Source organism: Pseudomonas sp. Z3-6, assembly GCF_051131985.1.
GTDB classification, from domain to species: Bacteria; Pseudomonadota; Gammaproteobacteria; order Pseudomonadales; family Pseudomonadaceae; genus Aquipseudomonas; species Aquipseudomonas zanjanensis.
Genome location: NZ_CP071644.1, coordinates 39,699 through 57,612, shown reverse-complemented (window position 1 = coordinate 57,612; position 17,914 = coordinate 39,699). Strand labels below are relative to the sequence as shown.

The 17,914-nt window shown below is 61.1% G+C and carries 18 protein-coding genes; 7 read left to right on the top strand and 11 right to left on the bottom strand.

Annotation, left to right across the window (positions count from 1 at the left end):
• Positions 1 to 66: 66 nt before the first annotated feature.
• Positions 67 to 441, bottom strand: a complete 375-nt coding sequence (locus J3P88_RS00260) for a lysozyme inhibitor LprI family protein (protein ID WP_033062452.1) — start codon at positions 439 to 441, stop codon at positions 67 to 69.
• A gap of 676 nt (positions 442 to 1,117) precedes the next feature.
• On the opposite strand from J3P88_RS00260, the gene J3P88_RS00255 reads away from it, so the two are divergent.
• Positions 1,118 to 1,477, top strand: coding sequence for a DUF6124 family protein (locus J3P88_RS00255; protein ID WP_434573349.1), 360 nt, complete (start codon positions 1,118 to 1,120; stop codon positions 1,475 to 1,477).
• A 285-nt stretch (positions 1,478 to 1,762) separates the two neighbouring features.
• On the opposite strand, the gene J3P88_RS00250 is transcribed toward J3P88_RS00255, so the two are convergent.
• The 3 genes from J3P88_RS00250 to J3P88_RS00240 form a co-directional block, all read right to left on the bottom strand.
• Complete coding sequence (locus J3P88_RS00250; RefSeq protein ID WP_434573348.1) at positions 1,763 to 2,536, bottom strand: MetQ/NlpA family ABC transporter substrate-binding protein; 774 nt, start codon at positions 2,534 to 2,536, stop codon at positions 1,763 to 1,765.
• Positions 2,537 to 2,615: 79 nt separating this feature from the next.
• The gene (locus J3P88_RS00245) at positions 2,616 to 3,278 is read right to left on the bottom strand and encodes a methionine ABC transporter permease (protein WP_030139002.1); all 663 of its coding nucleotides are present in this window, start codon (positions 3,276 to 3,278) and stop codon (positions 2,616 to 2,618) included.
• Entirely contained in the window at positions 3,278 to 4,285 is a 1,008-nt protein-coding gene (locus J3P88_RS00240) for an ATP-binding cassette domain-containing protein (RefSeq protein WP_186706437.1), read from the bottom strand. The genes J3P88_RS00245 and J3P88_RS00240 overlap by 1 nt, the downstream gene beginning before the upstream one ends.
• 264 nt (positions 4,286 to 4,549) lie before the next feature.
• On the opposite strand from J3P88_RS00240, the gene katE reads away from it, so the two are divergent.
• Complete coding sequence (gene katE / locus J3P88_RS00235) at positions 4,550 to 6,688, top strand: catalase HPII (RefSeq protein WP_434573344.1); 2,139 nt, start codon at positions 4,550 to 4,552, stop codon at positions 6,686 to 6,688.
• A 133-nt stretch (positions 6,689 to 6,821) separates the two neighbouring features.
• Here the strand turns inward: katE and J3P88_RS00230 are convergent, their stop codons facing one another.
• Genes J3P88_RS00230 through zur form a run of 4 tightly spaced genes read right to left on the bottom strand, consistent with a single transcriptional unit; the run spans position 6,822 to position 9,618 of the window.
• Positions 6,822 to 7,535, bottom strand: coding sequence for a PA5502 family lipoprotein (locus J3P88_RS00230; protein ID WP_186706435.1), 714 nt, complete (start codon positions 7,533 to 7,535; stop codon positions 6,822 to 6,824).
• A gap of 37 nt (positions 7,536 to 7,572) precedes the next feature.
• Entirely contained in the window at positions 7,573 to 8,361 is a 789-nt protein-coding gene (znuB, locus tag J3P88_RS00225; protein ID WP_186728483.1) for a zinc ABC transporter permease subunit ZnuB, read from the bottom strand.
• A complete protein-coding gene (gene znuC / locus J3P88_RS00220; RefSeq protein WP_186728484.1) occupies positions 8,354 to 9,136 on the bottom strand; it encodes a zinc ABC transporter ATP-binding protein ZnuC in 783 nt (260 codons plus the stop codon). Before znuC ends, znuB begins: the two co-directional genes overlap by 8 nt.
• Complete coding sequence (gene zur / locus J3P88_RS00215; protein ID WP_245145387.1) at positions 9,136 to 9,618, bottom strand: zinc uptake transcriptional repressor Zur; 483 nt, start codon at positions 9,616 to 9,618, stop codon at positions 9,136 to 9,138. Before zur ends, znuC begins: the two co-directional genes overlap by 1 nt.
• Positions 9,619 to 9,684: 66 nt before the next feature.
• On the opposite strand from zur, the gene znuA reads away from it, so the two are divergent.
• Positions 9,685 to 10,617: a zinc ABC transporter substrate-binding protein ZnuA gene (gene znuA / locus J3P88_RS00210; protein ID WP_411386060.1), complete on the top strand. Its 933-nt coding sequence runs from the start codon at positions 9,685 to 9,687 to the stop codon at positions 10,615 to 10,617.
• Between the two features lie 135 nt (positions 10,618 to 10,752).
• Here the strand turns inward: znuA and J3P88_RS00205 are convergent, their stop codons facing one another.
• Together J3P88_RS00205 and J3P88_RS00200 are read right to left on the bottom strand one after the other, a co-directional pair.
• Complete coding sequence (locus tag J3P88_RS00205; RefSeq protein ID WP_434573340.1) at positions 10,753 to 11,703, bottom strand: homoserine kinase; 951 nt, start codon at positions 11,701 to 11,703, stop codon at positions 10,753 to 10,755.
• Between the two features lie 58 nt (positions 11,704 to 11,761).
• Positions 11,762 to 12,049: a DUF2782 domain-containing protein gene (locus J3P88_RS00200; RefSeq protein WP_053126892.1), complete on the bottom strand. Its 288-nt coding sequence runs from the start codon at positions 12,047 to 12,049 to the stop codon at positions 11,762 to 11,764.
• 74 nt (positions 12,050 to 12,123) lie between these two features.
• On the opposite strand from J3P88_RS00200, the gene polA reads away from it, so the two are divergent.
• Entirely contained in the window at positions 12,124 to 14,892 is a 2,769-nt protein-coding gene (gene polA, locus J3P88_RS00195) for a DNA polymerase I (RefSeq protein WP_434573338.1), read from the top strand.
• 399 nt (positions 14,893 to 15,291) lie between these two features.
• On the opposite strand, the gene yihA is transcribed toward polA, so the two are convergent.
• Entirely contained in the window at positions 15,292 to 15,933 is a 642-nt protein-coding gene (gene yihA, locus J3P88_RS00190) for a ribosome biogenesis GTP-binding protein YihA/YsxC (RefSeq protein WP_186706429.1), read from the bottom strand.
• Positions 15,934 to 16,124: 191 nt separating this feature from the next.
• On the opposite strand from yihA, the gene J3P88_RS00185 reads away from it, so the two are divergent.
• From J3P88_RS00185 to J3P88_RS00175, 3 genes are all read left to right on the top strand, one after another.
• A complete protein-coding gene (locus tag J3P88_RS00185) occupies positions 16,125 to 16,415 on the top strand; it encodes a c-type cytochrome (RefSeq protein ID WP_003196231.1) in 291 nt (96 codons plus the stop codon).
• Between the two features lie 46 nt (positions 16,416 to 16,461).
• A complete protein-coding gene (locus tag J3P88_RS00180; RefSeq protein ID WP_186706428.1) occupies positions 16,462 to 17,073 on the top strand; it encodes a c-type cytochrome in 612 nt (203 codons plus the stop codon).
• 187 nt (positions 17,074 to 17,260) lie between these two features.
• Complete coding sequence (locus J3P88_RS00175) at positions 17,261 to 17,902, top strand: thiol:disulfide interchange protein DsbA/DsbL (RefSeq protein ID WP_186706427.1); 642 nt, start codon at positions 17,261 to 17,263, stop codon at positions 17,900 to 17,902.
• Positions 17,903 to 17,914: the final 12 nt, after the last annotated feature.

The following is a 17,914-nucleotide window of genomic DNA, read 5'->3' as shown; positions in this document are numbered from 1 at the left end:
AAAAACCCGACGCTTAAAGTCGGGTTTTTTCTTGGAGTACGACGGCAAGTCCGACGTGCTTATCGGTTACTCGACTTGCGACAGCTTGGCGTCGTCGCAACCGGCAGCACGGCACTCGCGCTCGACAGCCTTGAGAATGACGATGCGCGCCTCGGTCTTCTCGTTGGCACAGTCCAGATAGAGCAGGCCATCGTTGGAGCAGGCGCTGTCACGATTTTTGATCCACTGGATTTGAGCGGCTTTCACCTTTTTCTTTTGATCCGGGTTCAGGGCACTCATCGTCTTCTTGTATTGATCGTTGATGTCCTGATCCGACTGAACCATTTTCAGCGACGCGCAGTAGGTTCTGTCATAGGCGTTTCTAGGGTTATCGCAACTCATCGCGGATGCCGATGCGGATGCCATTGCCAGCAACGCCCCAACCAACAAAGACTTGATCACTGATTTCTCTCCCTGAATGCCCTCTATCGATTAGAGGTCGCGGCGGGAATTTATCATGAGGGTTGTCGAACAATGAAGCGGAACTATGGATCGGCCCTCCGCCCCTCCTTTTGGGACCGAAAGACAAGTAGCCTCCGTATCGAGCGAGGGGCATCTCCCCGCATCCTCAAGCCGGTCAACCATTCGTGGCGAGGGAGCTTGCTCCCGCTGGGCTGCGCAGCAGCCCCAAAAAGACCGACACATTCCTACAGACAAACCGCATAAATCAGTTGTGACGGCTGCGCCGCCGAGCAGGAGCAAGCTCCCTCGCCACGGTATCGAGGAGTAATTAGACGATCTGTTTACTCTTGCGCTGTAATCCTTTCACCGAGCCACACATCCTTGCGCCTTTGCCTACAACTACGCCAGAATTCGCCGGCTTGGCACCTTGTCCCCAGGGCTCTATTGTTTTCCTGCCACTGCCCATCAGTGGTCGGGTTTAGTAGCCCGTTGGTATTTAGTAAGGTGCAAGGCTCCTATCAGTCAGGTATTTCCATGCCTGTATTTGATGGCGGTTGTGCGCAGGGCGCCCTCGGGCGCGCCGGCTTGCTAAGTCCCCGGTCTACTAACCTGCGTACAGCTGCCACCCCTTGTTTAGTAGCTAGAGGGTTGCGGCATCACTTACAGGACTTAGTACATGTTCAAGCCTACCCCGAATCCGCCAGAGGCGGACCAAGCTACCCCGAGAACCAAATCCAAAGCCAAGAAACACGACGAAGCCACCAATCGCGCCTTGGATTATTACCTGCGACCAAAACCGGAAAAATCCGAAGATACGTCCCAACCGGACCAGCTCTTCACCGTCACAAAAAACGCCGACAACGAATCCCTCCTCGCCAACCTCAGCGAAACCCTGGCGGCAGCTGATGCGATGGTCAGCAACTTGGCTTTCGACCTGGAAGGCCCTCGCCGTCACATCCTCCTCGGCATCCAGCAACTGATTGAGCTGAGTTCGTTGCTGGCGAATCGGGTGTTGGATAACGTTGACCCGCGATAGCAGATAAACATTCTTCCCAAAAGCAAACCTGACATCTTGTGTCGGGTTCGCTTTATTAACGCTCTAGAAACACGAAAGCCCACAGAGATTTCTCTCAAGCGGGCCTCGGAAGGTAGGCACGAGAGTCACCCCTCATGCGTTGGGATCAGTATTGTTGCAGGACACTCGGTCAATCAAATTTGATGAATGCCGATCTTGCGAATCTCTGCGCGACACGCATATTTCCGAGCATAAAAAACGGGCCCGCATTCCCACGCAGCCCCGTTTTTTCACCACCTAATCAGCTCAAAACGCCGGCAAAACCGCGCCTTTATACTTCTCAAGAATAAAAGCCTTCACTTCCGGCGTATGCAGCGCCGCAACCAGCTTCTTCATCGCCTCGCTGTCCTTGTCATCCGGACGGGCCACCAAGATGTTCACATAAGGCGAGTCGTTACCTTCGATCACCAGCGCATCCTTGGAAGGATCAAGCTTGGCCTCCAACGCATAGTTGGTATTGATCAACGCCAGATCCACCTGGGTCAGCACCCGCGGAATGGTCGCCGCTTCCAGCTCACGGAATTTCAGATCCTTTGGATTCTCGGTGATGTCCTTGGTGGTGGACAGGATGTTGCCCGAGTCCTTCAACTTGATCACCCCAGCTTTAGCCAGCAACAACAGCGCACGGCCGCCGTTGGTGGCGTCGTTCGGGATCACCACGTTGGCGCCGCCCGGCAGTTCGGTCAGTGCCTTGTACTTGCTGGAATACGCGCCCAGGGGTTCCAGGTGCACACCGGCCACGCTCACCAGGTTCGTGCCCTTGGCCTTGTTGAACTCATCCAGGTACGGCTGGTGCTGGAAGAAGTTGGCGTCCAGGCGCTTTTCCGCCACCTGTACGTTGGGCTGGATGTAGTCGGTGAAGACTTTGACCTTGAGGTCCACGCCTTCCTTCGCCAAGGCCGGCTTGATGAATTCGAGGATTTCCGCGTGCGGCACCGGCGTGGCCGCGACGGTCAGGGTGTCGGCGGCGTGGGCGGAAAACGCGGCGGCGGCAGCGAAGGCAACCAGTAGTTTTTTCATTCAGCTAACTCCTTGTGGGGCGCCTGCTCTTGGCGCCTGCCAGCGAATGGCCGGCTCATGGTTTATTGGCCGCGAGGCCTTATTTTCTAGAGAAATGCACAACCAGTTTGTCGCCCACGGTCTGTAGGACTTGCACCAGCACCAGCAGCAACACCACCGTGACCACCATCACATCGGTCTGGAAACGCTGGTAGCCGAAGCGGATCGCCAGGTCGCCCAGACCACCGGCACCGACTACACCGGCCATGGCCGTGTAGGACACCAGCGTAATCGCTGTCACCGTAATCGCGGCAAAAATGCCCGGGCGGGCTTCTGGCAGCAAGGCGTTAACGATGATCTGCCTTGTGGTCGCGCCCATGGCTTGGGTGGCTTCGATGATGCCGCGGTCGACTTCGCGCAGGGCGGTTTCCACCAGGCGGGCGAAGAACGGTGTCGCGCCGACCACCAGTGGTGGGATCGCGCCGGCCACGCCCAGGGAGGTGCCGGTGATGAGTACCGTGAACGGGATCATCACGATCAACAGGATGATGAACGGCAGCGAACGCAGGATGTTCACGATCAGCGACAGCAGCGCATAAACGCCGCGGGCTTCGAGCAACTGGCGCGGGCTGCACAGGAACAACAACACGCCCAGGGGCAAGCCGAGCAGCACGGTGAACAGCAGCGAGCCGAACAGCATCAGGAAGGTGTCGCCGGTGGCTAGCCAGATTTCCAGCCAGTCGACGTTTGCAAAAAATTCCATCAGCGCAGCACCTCCATGTGGACATCAGCCGCGGTGAAGCGGGCAAACGCCGCCTCCATGTCACCGCCGGTGATGGCGAGGGTCAGTTGCCCGTAGGGGGTGTCTTTGATGCGATCGATGCGACCGGCCAGGATGCTGTAGTCCACACCGGTTTCCCGGGCGACGGTGCCGAGCAATGGCGCGTAGGTCGCGTCGCCCTGGAACGTCAGACGCACGATGCGCCCTGGGACGTGGGCGAAGTCGTCGCGCTGTTCGCTTTCGTCGATCTGCTCGTCTTCCTGGACAAAACGCTTGGTGGTCGGGTGCTTCGGATGTAGGAACACCTCGGCCACCGGACCTTGCTCGACGATCACGCCGGCGTCCATCACGGCCACTTGGTCGCAAACGCGGCGGATCACGTCCATTTCATGGGTGATCAGCACGATGGTCAGCTTCAGCTCGCGGTTGATCTCTGCCAGCAGTTGCAGCACCGAGGCAGTGGTCTGCGGGTCGAGGGCGCTGGTGGCCTCGTCGCACAGCAGGATCTTGGGTTTGGTCGCCAGGGCGCGGGCGATGCCGACGCGCTGCTTCTGGCCGCCGGACAGCTGCGCCGGGTATTTGCGGGCGTGGTCGGACAGCCCTACCCGCGCCAGCAACTCGGCGACGCGGCGGTCGATGTCACTGCGGGACAACTCGCCGGCCAGGGTCAGCGGCAGTGCCACGTTGTCGGCCACGGTCTTGGACGCCAGCAGGTTGAAGTGCTGGAAGATCATCCCGACTTGCTGGCGGAAGCGGCGCAGGCCGCTGGCGTCCAGGGCGGTGACTTCTTCGCCGTCGACAATGATCTTGCCGCCCGTGGAATCTTCCAGGCGATTGATCAGGCGCAGCAGGGTACTTTTTCCTGCACCGGAATGGCCAATCAGGCCGAAGACCTGACCGTTCTCAATCGTCAGACTGGTCGGATGCAGGGCGGGGATATCCCTACCGGCAACCCGGTAGGTTTTATGGACGTTTTGAAACTCGATCACGTAGCGAACCTTGTGGGGCGCGTTGGAAAAGGATCAGCGGTTAGCCGGGCGCGCATTTTAGCCTGTCCGTATAGAGGTTCTTAGCATTTATTTGCGATCGGACCAGTCATTTGGCAATAACGCGACCAAAGGCCATAAAAAAGGAACACAGCCAAACGGCATGGGTCACTCATTAAGCCACTCCAAATGCCCGGGTCCTGCACCTGCGGCATCGAACTCAAGAGTCCTGGCCACAGCGAGGAACGCAAAGAGGAGTCATGCCTGATGAGTATCAACAAGCCCACGGTCGACAAGAGCCAGCTGGCCGGGACCGACACCCTGGACCGCGGTAACACCAACGCCAAGCTCGAAAGCCTGGAACAGTTTCGCTCCGACGCCACCGAGCAGGCGCTGCGCACCAACCAGGGCGTGAAGATCGCCGATAACCAGAACACCTTGCGCGCCGGCCCACGCGGGCCCTCGTTGCTGGAAGATTTCATCATGCGTGAGAAAATCACGCACTTTGACCATGAGCGCATCCCGGAGCGCATCGTTCACGCCCGCGGCACCGGTGCCCATGGCTACTTTCAGGCCTATGAATCCCATGCGGCCCTGACCAAGGCTGGTTTCCTACAAGACCCGAGTAAAAAGACGCCAGTGTTCGTGCGCTTTTCCACCGTGCAAGGTCCACGGGGGTCCGGTGACACCGTGCGGGACGTGCGCGGCTTTGCCGTGAAGTTCTTCACCGACGAAGGCAACTTCGACCTGGTGGGCAACAACATGCCGGTGTTTTTCATTCAGGACGCGGTGAAGTTTCCAGACTTTGTCCACGCGGTAAAACCCGAGCCCCATAACGAAATTCCTACGGGCGGCTCGGCCCACGACACGTTCTGGGATTTCGTCTCGCTGGTGCCGGAATCGGCCCACATGGTGATCTGGGCGATGTCTGACCGGGCCATTCCAAAAAGCCTACGCACGATGCAGGGCTTTGGGGTGCACACCTTCCGTATGATCAATGCGGAAGGCCGCAGTAGCTTCGTCAAGTTTCACTGGCGACCCAAGGCCGGGACCTGTTCCCTGGTGTGGGACGAAGCCCAGAAACTCGCGGGCAAGGACACCGATTACCACCGTCGCGACCTGTGGGAATCCATTGAGATGGGCGACTACCCGGAATGGGAGTTCGGCGTGCAGATCGTTGCCGAGGAGGACGAGCACAAATTCGACTTCGACCTACTTGACCCGACCAAGATCATTCCCGAAGAACTTGTGCCTATCACCCCGTTGGGCAAGATGGTGCTGAACCGCAACCCGGACAACTTCTTCGCCGAAGTCGAGCAAATCGCCTTCTGCCCTGGGCACATCGTGCCGGGCATCGACTTTTCCAACGACCCGCTGCTGCAAGGCCGGCTGTTTTCCTACACCGATACGCAGATCAGCCGACTCGGCGGGCCGAACTTTCATGAGCTGCCAATCAACCGTGCGATTACGCCCGTGCACAACGGCCAGCGTGACGCGATGCACCGCACCACCATCGATAAGGGGCGTGCGTCCTACGAGCCGAACTCCATTGACGGCGGCTGGCCAAAAGAAACCCCGCCCGGCCCGCAGGACGGCGGCTTCGAAAGTTACCCAGAGCGTATCGATGCCTACAAGATCCGCCAACGCAGCGATTCGTTCGCCGATCATTTCTCCCAGGCGCGGCTGTTCTACAAGAGCATGAGCCCCCACGAAAAAGAGCACATCATCGCCGCCTACAGCTTCGAGCTGGGCAAGGTCGAGCGGGAGGTCATCCGGGCGCGGCAGGTCAATGAGATCCTGGCCAACATCGACCTGGAACTGGCCGGGCGGGTAGCGAAAAACCTCGGCTTGCCGGCACCGACCGCTGGAACTGTCGATGTTCCAACGCCATCGCTGGAGCAATCCCCGGCCTTGAGCCAGGCGAACCTGCTGTCCGGCGACATCAAGACGCGCAAAGTGGCGGTGTTGGTGGCCAACGGTGTCGATGGCGCAATCATCGATACGCTCAAGCAGGCTCTGGAGGCTGAGGGCGCCCACGCCAAAGTGCTGGGGCCGACCTCGGCGCCGGTCACCACGGCCGATGGGAAAACCCTGGCGGTGGATGCGTCCATGGAAGGCTTGCCGTCGATTGCCTTTGACGCGGTGTTCGTGCCCGGTGGCGCGGAGTCGATCAAGGCCTTGAGTCGCGACGGCGTGGCGTTGCATTACGTGCTGGAGGCCTACAAGCATCTGAAAGCCATCGGGCTTCATGGTGAGGCCCGGCAGTTGTTGGTGGAGTTGAAGCTGGAGGTGGATGCGGGGTTGATCGAAGATGCGGATGCGAGCGGTTTTTCGCGGTTTTTCGCGGCGATTGCTCAGCATCGGGTTTGGGCGCGGGAGCCCAAGGCGAAGGCGGTTCCGGCTTGATGGCTGCCTGAAAGAAGCTTGTTGCTAGTAGGGACGCCTTCGCGAGCAGGCTCGCTCCCACATGAGATTTTGTGATCGACACAAAACCACTGTGGGAGCGAGCTTGCTCCGGGCGGCGTTCCGACGAAGCTTTTTAGGGCTTACGCGGCGTCAGCACAACCTGCGCCGGCACACTGCGCAAAATCTGCTTCTGCAGCTTCAGGTCAAACCCCGGATCCAGTTTCTTGACCCGCTTGCTCAGCAACGTCGCCAACCACGGATAATCATCGGTACGCGGCGCCTGGATGCTGACGTCGCACTGATAATTCACCACATCGGCGGCGATGGCGTCCAATTGCCGACGCATTTGCTGGATATCGGCTATGTTGAGCGCAACGGTAGTGCTGGGTGCGCTCGGGTCGATCACCTTGGCGACCGGTTTGGCTTCGGCGGCCTTGAGGTCGGCCTCGGCTTTTTCCAGATCAGCCTTGCGGGCTTCGGCAATGGCGCTGTTGACCTCGCCAGTGAGCGCTGGGGCCTTGGGCATCAACGCTCGGGCACGGCTCAGGGCGGTGGCGGCGGCGTTGACATCGCCTTTTTGCAGGTCGATCTGGCTGCGGCGCAGGTACGCCTCGGCCAATTGCCGCTGGTACGGTTCCAGCGTCGGGTCTTCGGGCGACTGGGCTTGCAAGGCGGCCAACTGGCCTTCAGCGGTGGCCAGCTCATTGCTGGCCAAGCTTTGTTCGAGCTGCGCGATGGCCGGGCCCCGCGTATCGGGGGCCTGGGTGACCGGCGGAGTACTCTGGCACGCGCCCAGCAGCAGGGAAAATGCGACAAGGAGCAGATAACGGGAGGCGAACGGCTTCATTCCTGCGACTCTCTATTTGCGCAAAAAGCGAGCAAGTCTACACCCCTCGACGGGGCAGGACAAAACTCAGCAGAAACAACGCAGCGGCGCTGACCACGATCGACGGGCCGGCCGGGGTGTCCTTGAACCAGGAAAGGGCCAGGCCGCCGCACACCGCGAGCATGCCCAGCAGGCTCGCACCCAAGGCCATTTGCTCGGGCGAGCGGGCGTGACGCTGTGCCGCAGCCGCCGGAATGATCAGCAATGACGTAATCAGCAACACACCGACAATCTTCATCGCCACGGCGATGACCACCGCAATCAACAGCATCAGCGCCAAGCGCAGGCTGACCACCGGCAAACCCTCGACCCGCGCCAGTTCTTCATGGACGGTGACCGCCAGCAACGGTCGCCACAGCGCCACCAGCAGCAGCAACACCGCCGCGCTGCCGCCCAGGATCCAGGCAAGGTCCGTCGGACTGATCGCCAGCAGGTCGCCAAACAGATAGGCCATCAGGTCGATCCGCACGTCGCGCATGAAGCTCAGCACCACCAGCCCGAGGGACAACGTGCTCGGCGCGAGGATGCCCAGCAGCGTGTCGGACGCCAGTGGCTGGCGCTGTTGCAGGGTGACCAGCACCACCGCCAGCAACAGGCAGCCAACGGTCACCGCGATGGCCGGGCTGACATCCAGCAGAAACCCCAGGGCCACGCCCAGCAGTGCCGCGTGGGACAAGGTGTCGCCAAAATAGGCCATGCGCCGCCAGACCACGAACGAACCCAGCGGACCGGCGACCAGGGCGAGTGCCAAGCCTGCGAGCAGGGCGTACAACAGAAAATCAGCCATGCTTGCAGCCGTCTCCATGAACATGTTTGGAAGCAGAAGGGGCGCTGACCACCGAGCCATGTAGGTCGTGGGCGTGGTCATGGTGGTGGTGATAAATCGCCAGGCTTTGTGCGTTCTTTCCGAACAACTCGACGAAGGCCGGATCGCCGCTGACCTGCTCGGGGTGCCCGGAGCAGCAGACGTGGCGGTTGAGGCAGACCACCTGGTCGGTGGTGCTCATCACCAGGTGCAAATCGTGGGAGACCATCAGCACGCCGCAGCCATGGCGGTCGCGCAGGCGGGTGATCAGGCTGTACAGCTCGGCCTGCCCTGCCACGTCGACGCCTTGCACCGGCTCATCGAGCACCAACAATTCGGGTTCGCGCAGCAAGGCGCGGGCCAGCAGCACGCGTTGCATCTCGCCACCGGACACGCTTTGCACCGGGCTGTCGATCACCTGTTCGGCGCCGACCTCGTTGAGCGCAGCCAAGGCCCGGGCGCGGTCCACCCCAGGCACCAGGCGCAGGAAACGCAGCACCGACAGCGGCAGCGTCGGGTCGACGTGGAGTTTTTGCGGCATGTAGCCGACGCGCAACCTGGGCTTGCGCCAGACGCTGCCACTGTCGGGCTTGAGCAAACCCAGCACGGCGCGCACCAGGGTGGTCTTGCCGGCGCCGTTGGGGCCGATCAAGGTCACGATCTGCCCCGGCTCGACGCTCAGGTGAATGTTGTCCAGCACGTTCTGCCCGGCGAACGTCACGGCCACCTGCTCGAGGCGGATCAGCGCGTTGCTCATCAGGCCCCCTGGCAGCCGGAGCAGAGGCCGACGACTTCGACGGTCTGGGTGTCGACGACGAAGCCGACATCCCTGGCGCTGGCGACGATGGCATCGCTGATGGATTTCTGTTCCAGCTCGATGGCGGCGTGGCATTCGCGGCAGATCAGGAATTGGCCTTGGTGGGCGTGCTCCGGATGGTTGCAGCCGACGAAGGCGTTGAGCGACGAAATCCGGTGTACCAGGCCGTTTTCCAAGAGGAAGTCCAGCGCCCGATAGACGGTTGGCGGCGCGGCGCGGCGGCCGTCCTGCTCGCTGAGCACCGCGAGGATGTCGTAGGCGCCCAGTGGCTTGTGGCTTTGCCAGACCAGTTCCAGCACGCGCCGCCGCAGGGCGGTCAGGCGCAACCCTTGGCGCGCGCAGATGGCGTCGGCCTCGGACAGCGCGCTGTGCACGCAGTGGGAGTGATCGTGGGGACGACTGGCAAGGGGTGTAATAGGCATGGGCAGCGACGAGTTTAGTGAGAGACGTTATTATGTTACCCGTTCTCGCCTCTACGAGTGGTCATCGTGTCCCGATTTTTTTCGCTCTTTGTCGCTTTTGTCGCAAGTTTTCTACTGATCGGCCCGGCCCAGGCCGACGTCAAGGTCCTCACCAGCATCAAGCCGCTGCAACTGATCGCCGCCGCCGTGCAGGACGGCGTGGCCGTTCCGGAAGTGTTGCTGCCCCCGGGGGCTTCGCCGCATCACTACGCGTTGCGGCCCTCCGATGTACGCAAGGTGCAGTCGGTGGACCTGCTGTACTGGATTGGGCCGGACATGGAAGGTTTCCTACCGCGCGTGTTGAACGGTCGTACCCTGCCCTCCGTTGCGGTGCAGGAGCTGCCCGGGCTCAAGTTGCGTCACTTCGCCCAGGACAGCGCGTCCCACGAGGATCATGACCATGATGAGGGCGATGATCACGATCACGACCATCGCCCCGGCACCGTGGACGCCCACCTGTGGCTGTCGCCGCACAATGCGCGGGTGATCGCCGCCAGGATGGCGGCTGACCTGAGCGCGGCGGATCCAGCGAATGCGGCCCGCTATCAAAACAACCTCAAGGGCTTCAACCAGCGCCTCGATGCCTTGGACACGCGCCTCAAGACGCGCCTGGCCGGGGTTGCGGGCAAGCCGTACTTCGTCTTCCACGAGGCGTTCGATTATTTCGAAGACAACTACGGCCTCAAGCACGCCGGGGTGTTCGCCGTGGCCGCCGAAGTCCAGCCCGGCGCCCAGCACGTGGCGGCGATGCGCACGCGCTTGCAGGCGGTGGGCAAGACCTGCGTCTTCAGCGAACCGCCCCTGCGCCCGCGCCTGGCCGAAACCTTGGTGGCCGGGTTGCCGGTGAAACTGGCGGAACTGGATGCACTGGGCGGCTATACCCCGGCGACGGCGCAGGGGTATGAGCAGTTGTTGGAGAAGTTGGGCAATGATTTGGCGGGGTGCCTGGAGTCGTTATAGCCTGCCAACGCAGAACCTGTGGCGAGGGAGCTTGCTCCCGCTGGGCCGCGAAGCGGCCCTAAAGATCTTGCGGTCGCTGCGCAACCGAGCGGGAGCAAGCTCCCTCGCCACAAAGGCATTCAGATCCACCGAGTGTCAGAGGGCGAACGGCAACACCGTATGAACCGTCTGCCGCTGCGCCAAGCGCTGCTGGAACTCCTTTGGGTCATGGATCAACACATCCTGCCCGGCAAACGATTCGGCGGCGATCAACCGCGACAACCAGAACCGCACGCATGCCACGCGCAACAGGGTCGGCCATAGCTCGGCCTCGGCAGCCGTGAACGGCCGCAACGCTGCATAAGCACCCAGCAACGCCCGGGCCCGGGCGCCATCGAGCACGCCGTCGTCATCCGAGCACCAGTCATTCAGGGCGATGGCGACGTCATACAGCATCGGCCCGGAGCAGGCGTTATAGAAGTCGATCAACCCGGTCAGGTGCGTGCCTTCGAACATCGCATTGTCGCGGAACAGATCGGCGTGGATGTTGGCCCGGGGCAGCGCCAGGATGCCGACCTTCTTCAACGAAATTTCTTCCAGCGCAGCCTCCAGCAGCTGACGCGGTTCGGCGTCGAGGTGCGAAAGCAGTTTGCCGCCCTCCTCCTCCATCCAGTCCAGGCCGCGATCGGTCTTGCGCTTGATCATGTTGCCTTTGGTCGCCAGGTGCAGATGGGCGAGCAATTCGCCGACCTGGGCGCAATGCTGGGCGTTGGCCTGCTTGATGTGCTTGCCGGCCAGGCGCGGTTGCAGCAGCGCCGGTTTGCCCGCCAGCTCCCGCAGCGCGACGCCGTCGGTGGTGCGCAAGGCGTAAGGCACCGGCAGGTTGGCGTTGTGCAGCACGTCCAGCAGTTCGATGAAGAACGGCATTTCCTGCACCGGGCCGCGCTCGACCAGGGTCAGGACGAACTCGCCCTGCTCCAGGCTGATAAAGAAATTGGTGTTTTCGCTGCCAGCGGCGATCCCCTGGAAATCAAGCAAGCGGCCGAGCCCGTAAGGGGCGAGAAAGGTTTCCAGCTCGGGCCGAGCCAGGGGCGTGAACACAGACATGGTTAAACTGCCAGTACGGGCGCCCTTCAGCGGGCGCCGGTTGAAGTCGCGAGCGGTATTACCACTCAAAGATTTTCCACGAAGGGATCAGCATATCCGGCTGGTCCGAGCGGATGAAGTTTGCATCAGTGCCGTCGGCGCGTACCAGGAAATAAGGCTTGCCGTTCTTGGGCGTGACCTTGATCGCGTACAAAAAGCCGTTTTGCCGATATTCCTGAATGGTTTTATCGCCTTCGGTGCGGATGGTGACATCCGGGTCCGCCGAGGGCGCGTCATCCGCCGCCATGACGGCCAGCGGGGTGAATGCAAACAAGCCAGCCAGTAACAGGCGATTTAGTGTACGCATGATAACCTTGTCCCTTTGTCGTCAACGGTCCCGCTATTCTAGCCCCGGACCCGCCGAAAAGGTTGATCCTGCTCATGAGCCAAGCCCCCCTCGTCCTGGTGGACGGTTCTTCTTATCTGTACCGCGCCTTTCATGCGCTGCCACCGCTGACCACGTCCAAAGGCCTGCCGACCGGTGCGGTCAAGGGCGTGCTGAACATGCTCAAGAGCCTGCGCAAGCAGTATCCGGACAGTCCGTTCGCCGTGGTGTTCGACGCCAAGGGTGGGACGTTTCGCGATGCGCTGTACGCCGAATACAAGGCCAACCGCCCGAGCATGCCCGACGACATGCGCGTGCAGATCGAACCGCTGCACGCCAGCGTCAAGGCCCTGGGCTTCCCGTTGCTGTGCGTGGACAACGTCGAGGCCGATGACGTGATCGGCACCCTGGCCCGCAGCAGCGCGGCGGCCGACCGTCCGGTGGTGATCTCCACCGGCGACAAGGACATGGCGCAGTTGGTCGACGGGCACATTACCTTGGTCAATACCATGACCGGTAGCGCCCTGGACGTGGCTGGCGTGAAGGAGAAGTTTGGCGTCGCTCCGGAGCAGATCATCGATTACCTGGCGTTGATGGGCGATTCGTCCGACAACATCCCGGGCGTCCCGGGTATCGGACCGAAGACCGCTTCCGGCCTGCTGGTGGGCGTCAACGGCGGCCTGACCGAGCTGTACGCGCAACTGGACATCGTCGCCACCTTGCCGATCCGTGGCGCCAAGACCCTCGCCGCCAAGCTCGAAGAACACAAGGAAATGGCATTCCTGTCCTACGAACTGGCGACCATCAAGACCGACGTGCCATTGGATGTCGGCCTCGACGACCTGCAAATGGGCACGCCCGACCACGAGAAACTGGCCGAGCTGTATACGTTGCTAGAGTTCAAGAGCTGGTTCGAAGAAAACCAGCGGGACGCCAAGCGTTCCGGCCAGGAGATCGTCGAAGTGGCCGACGAACAGCCCGGCGCTGCCGAGGCCAAGTATGAGGTCATCCTCGACCAGGCGCGCTTTGACGCGTGGCTGGCGAAACTGGAAAAAGCGCCGCTGTTTGCCTTTGTCACCGAAACCAACGGCGGCGATGCCCAGCATTCGCAACTCGTTGGCCTGTCGTTCGCCGTGGCCCCGTTCGAGGCGGCCTACATCCCGCTGACCCATTCCTACATGGGCGTGCCGGAGCAACTGGACCGCGACACAGTGCTCAAGGTGCTCAAGCCGCTGCTGGAAAACCCGGACAAGCTCAAGGTTGGCCAGCACGCCAAGTTCGAAACCAACATCCTGGCCAACTGCGCCATTGGCGGTGACCAGAACAACGGCATCCTGGTCCAGGGCATCGCCTTTGACACCATGCTGGAATCCTACGTGCTGGACTCCACTGCGACCCGTCACGACATGGACAGCCTGGCGCTCAAATACCTGGGCCAGAGCAAGACCGATTTCCAGGACATCGCCGGCAAAGGGGTCAAGCAACTGACCTTCGACCAGATTTCCCTGGAACTGGCCGGCCCTTACGCCGCCGAAGACGCCGACGTGACTTTCCGCCTGCACCAGGCCTTGCAGGAAAAGCTGGCCGCCACGCCAAGCCTGGGCCCGGTGCTCAACGACATCGAAATGCCGCTGATGCCGGTCCTGGCGCGCATCGAGCGCCAGGGCGCGCTGGTGGATGCCAACCTGCTGGGCGTACAAAGTGTCGAGTTGGGCGAGAAGTTGGTGGCCCTGGAGCGTGAGGCGTTTGCCATCGCCGGTGAGGAATTCAACCTCGGTTCGCCGAAGCAATTGGGCGTGATCCTGTACGAAAAGCTCGGCTTGCCGGTGCTCAGCAAAACCGCCAAGGGCCAGGCTTCCACCGCCGAAGCGGTGCTCGCCGAACTGGCGGAGCAGGATTACCCGCTGCCCAAGGTGCTGATGCAGTACCGTTCCCTGAGCAAGCTCAAGAGCACCTACACCGATCGCTTGCCGGAACAGATCAACAGCCGCACCGGCCGCGTCCATACCAATTACCAGCAAGCCGTCGCCGCGACCGGGCGCTTGTCGTCCATCGATCCGAACCTGCAGAACATTCCGATTCGGACCGCCGAAGGCCGGCGCATCCGCCAGGCGTTCGTTGCGCCGAAAGGCTACAAGCTGCTGGCGGCGGACTATTCGCAGATCGAACTGCGGATCATGGCGCACCTGGCCAAGGATGAAGGGTTGCTCCACGCCTTTCGCAATGACCTGGACGTGCACCGGGCCACGGCGGCCGAGGTGTTCGGCGTCGACCTGGAAGCCGTCACCCACGACCAACGCCGCAGCGCCAAGGCGATCAACTTCGGCTTGATCTACGGCATGAGCGCGTTCGGCCTGGCCAAGCAGATTGGCGTCGATCGCAAGCAGTCCCAGGCCTACATCGACCGCTACTTCGCCCGCTACCCAGGTGTGCTGGCCTACATGGAGCGCACCCGCGCCCAGGCGGCCGAGCAAGGTTTCGTCGAAACCATTTTTGGTCGTCGCCTGTACCTGCCAGACATCAACGCGAAAAACCCGGCCCTGCGCAAAGGCGCCGAGCGCACCGCCATCAACGCGCCGATGCAAGGCACGGCGGCTGACATCATCAAGAAAGCCATGGTTGCCGTGGATGGCTGGCTGACGGCGTCAGGGCTGGATGCGAAAGTCATCCTGCAAGTCCACGACGAACTGGTGCTGGAGGTGCGTGAAGACTTGGTCGACCAGGTTCGCGAAGAGATCCGCCAGCACATGAGCGCCGCCGCCACGCTGGACGTGCCGCTGCTGGTGGAAGTGGGCGTGGGCAATAACTGGGACGAGGCGCACTGATTCCCACGTCCTGAGGCCTAGGGCTTTTGTGGCGAGGGAGCTTGCTCCCGCTCGGCTGCGCAGCAGTCGCAAACCGGGCGATGCAGTCCGCCTGGAAAAATGCAGGGGCCTGCTGCGCAGGCCAGCGGGAGCAAGCTCCCTCGCCACAGGGAGTCACCGCAATGCCAGCGATGGCTTCGTTAGCTCGGAAAATTCCTACGGTTATTTCCAAAAAAAATCTGAACTAAACCCGTGAATCGCCACTCAGAGATTCTGAATGGCTGGTGAAGCCCTTCAATGCTCCTATGTTGTGTTAAGTGTTGGCAGATATCTGGACCCCGCCCTAGCGGTCCGGAACTTGGACCCCGAACTTCCCCCTCCCCATAAGAAGTCCGGGGTTTTTTTTGCCTGCGATTTGGTTTATTCGGCCTCTTCGCTGCCCTTGTCCGCCAATTCCATCCAGTCCGCCAGCACGGTATAGGCTTCTTCCAAGCCCATGCGCTTGGGTGCCGAGAACAGTTGGATAGTGATCGCGTCGCCCCAGCCCTTGCGAATGTCCGACTGCACTTTGAGCAAGGTATTTTTCGCCGCGCCGTAGGTGAGCTTGTCGGCCTTGGTCAGCAGGATGTGCATCGGCATGCCGCTGGCGACCGCCCAATCGAGCATCAACAGGTCGAAGTCGGTCATCGGATGGCGAATATCCATCATCAGAATCAGACCTTTCAGACTCTCGCGGCTGCCCAGGTAGGCTTCCAAGTGACGCTGCCAGTGTTGCTTGAGCGGGATCGGTACCTTGGCGTAGCCGTAGCCGGGCAGGTCGACCAAACGCCGTTCATCGTCTAGCTTGAAGAAGTTCAAGAGCTGCGTGCGACCCGGGGTTTTCGAGGTGCGTGCCAGGCTCGCATGGGTCAAGGTGTTCAGCGCGCTGGATTTGCCGGCGTTGGAACGGCCGGCAAACGCCACTTCGAAGCCTTCGTCGTCTGGGCATTGATCGACTTTGGCGGCGCTGAGCATGAAGGTGGACTGTTGGCACAGGCCGAGGATAGGGTTCTTCAGTTGCATGGGATTTCCGATGTGGGCGGCGTCGGGAATGGACGCGGCAAGCTGTGTCGTTTCCGTTTCAGTGACGCCAGTATATAATGCCGCAGATTTTGTGTGCGCTTTGTCCCAGCGTAGGATGAAGCTCACGGGAGCGACCGACCGAAATTGCGCATTAGAACGCAGCTCGTTCCCAACCCTGAAAAGGTCGTTTTATGACGAAATGGCTGCTAGCTGCCGGTGTCTTGATGCCGCTTTACAGCGCTCAGGCTACACAGGATCCGGAAGCTGTGTACAACCGTGTTTGTGGTGCCTGTCATTCCGGCCAACTCCCCATGGCGCCCCGCAAGGGCGATCAGGAAGCTTGGACGCCGAGGTTGGCGAAAGGTATGGAGACGCTGGTGCAACACGTGACCCAGGGTTTCAAGGCGATGCCGCCGCGTGGTTTGTGCATGGACTGCAGTGCCGAGGATTACCGAGCCATCATCCAGTGGATGAGCGAGTGAACCCGGTCCATAACTCTTTAACCCTTAGCCGTAGTTGGATTAGCTGATGAACAAACTGATCGTGAGTCTGCTGTTGACCTTGGGGATATCCGGCGTAGCCCACGCCGCTGGCGATGCCAAGGCCGGTGAGGCGAAAGTGGCCGTATGCGGGGCCTGCCACGGCCCGGATGGCAATAGCATGGCGCCCAACTTTCCGAAACTGGCGGGCCAGGGCGAGCGCTACTTGACCAAGCAGTTGAAGGAAATCAAGGACGGCAAGCGTGTCGTGCTGGAAATGACCGGCCTGCTGACCAACCTGAGCGATCAGGACCTGGAGGACATCGCAGCCTACTTCGCCAGCCAGAAGGGCAGCGTCGGCGCCGCCGATCCAAAACTCGTGGCTCGCGGTGAAGCGCTGTTCCGCGGCGGCAACCTGGAAAAAGGCCTGCCAGCCTGCACTGGCTGCCATTCCCCTGACGGCAAGGGCAACGCCGCTGCCGGTTTCCCACACTTGGGCGGTCAGCATGCCCAGTACATCACCAAGCAATTGACCGATTTCCGCAAGGAAGAAGGCGGTCGTGCCAACGACGGTGACGCAATGACCATGCGCACCATTGCCCGCAAGCTGAGCGACGAAGATATCGCCGCCGTTTCCAGCTACATCCAGGGCCTGCACTAAGGCCGTTGCGAGGGGATACACCTCTTGCAACGTTAACGCTCGATTAATCTGTCGATGCGAGCATCAAAAGGGTGGCTTTGGCCGCCCTTTTTTGTGGCCGCTGCCGTTACACTAGAGAACTTGAACCCGCCACGGTCTGTCTTAGAAACAGGCCTTGCCAGGCCCCCTCATTGTCCAGGAGTAAAGCATGCGTAATCTGATCATCAGCGCCGCGCTCGTCGCCGCCAGCCTGTTCGGCGTGACTGCCCAAGCGGCTGAAAAGCCCGCCGCCCCCTATGTCGAACTGGCCAACCCCGTTCCGGTGGCAGCGCCTGGCAAGATCGAAGTCGTGGAGCTGTTCTGGTACGGCTGCCCGCATTGCTACGCATTCGAACCGGTGATCAACCCATGGGCTGAAAAACTGCCTTCGGACGTCAATTTCGTCCGCATTCCGGCCATGTTCGGTGGCCCATGGGACGCCCACGGCCAGATGTTCCTGACCCTCGAAGCCATGGGCGTCGAGCACAAGGTTCACGCTGCGGTATTCAACGCGATCCAGAAAGAAGGCAAGAAGCTGGTCAAGAAAGATGAGATGGCGGACTTCCTCGCCACCCAGGGCGTCGATAAGGACAAGTTCCTCGCCACCTTCGATTCCTTCGCTATCCAGGGCCAGATCAAGAAGGCCCGCGAGCTGGCGAAGAAATACGAAATCACCGGCGTACCGACCATGGTCGTCAACGGTAAATACCGCTTTGACATCGGCTCTGCCGGCGGTGCCGAACAAGCCCTGCAACTGGCCGACCAGTTGATCGCCAAAGAGCGAGCGGCCACCAAGGCTGCTGCCAACTAAGCGCGGCCCACG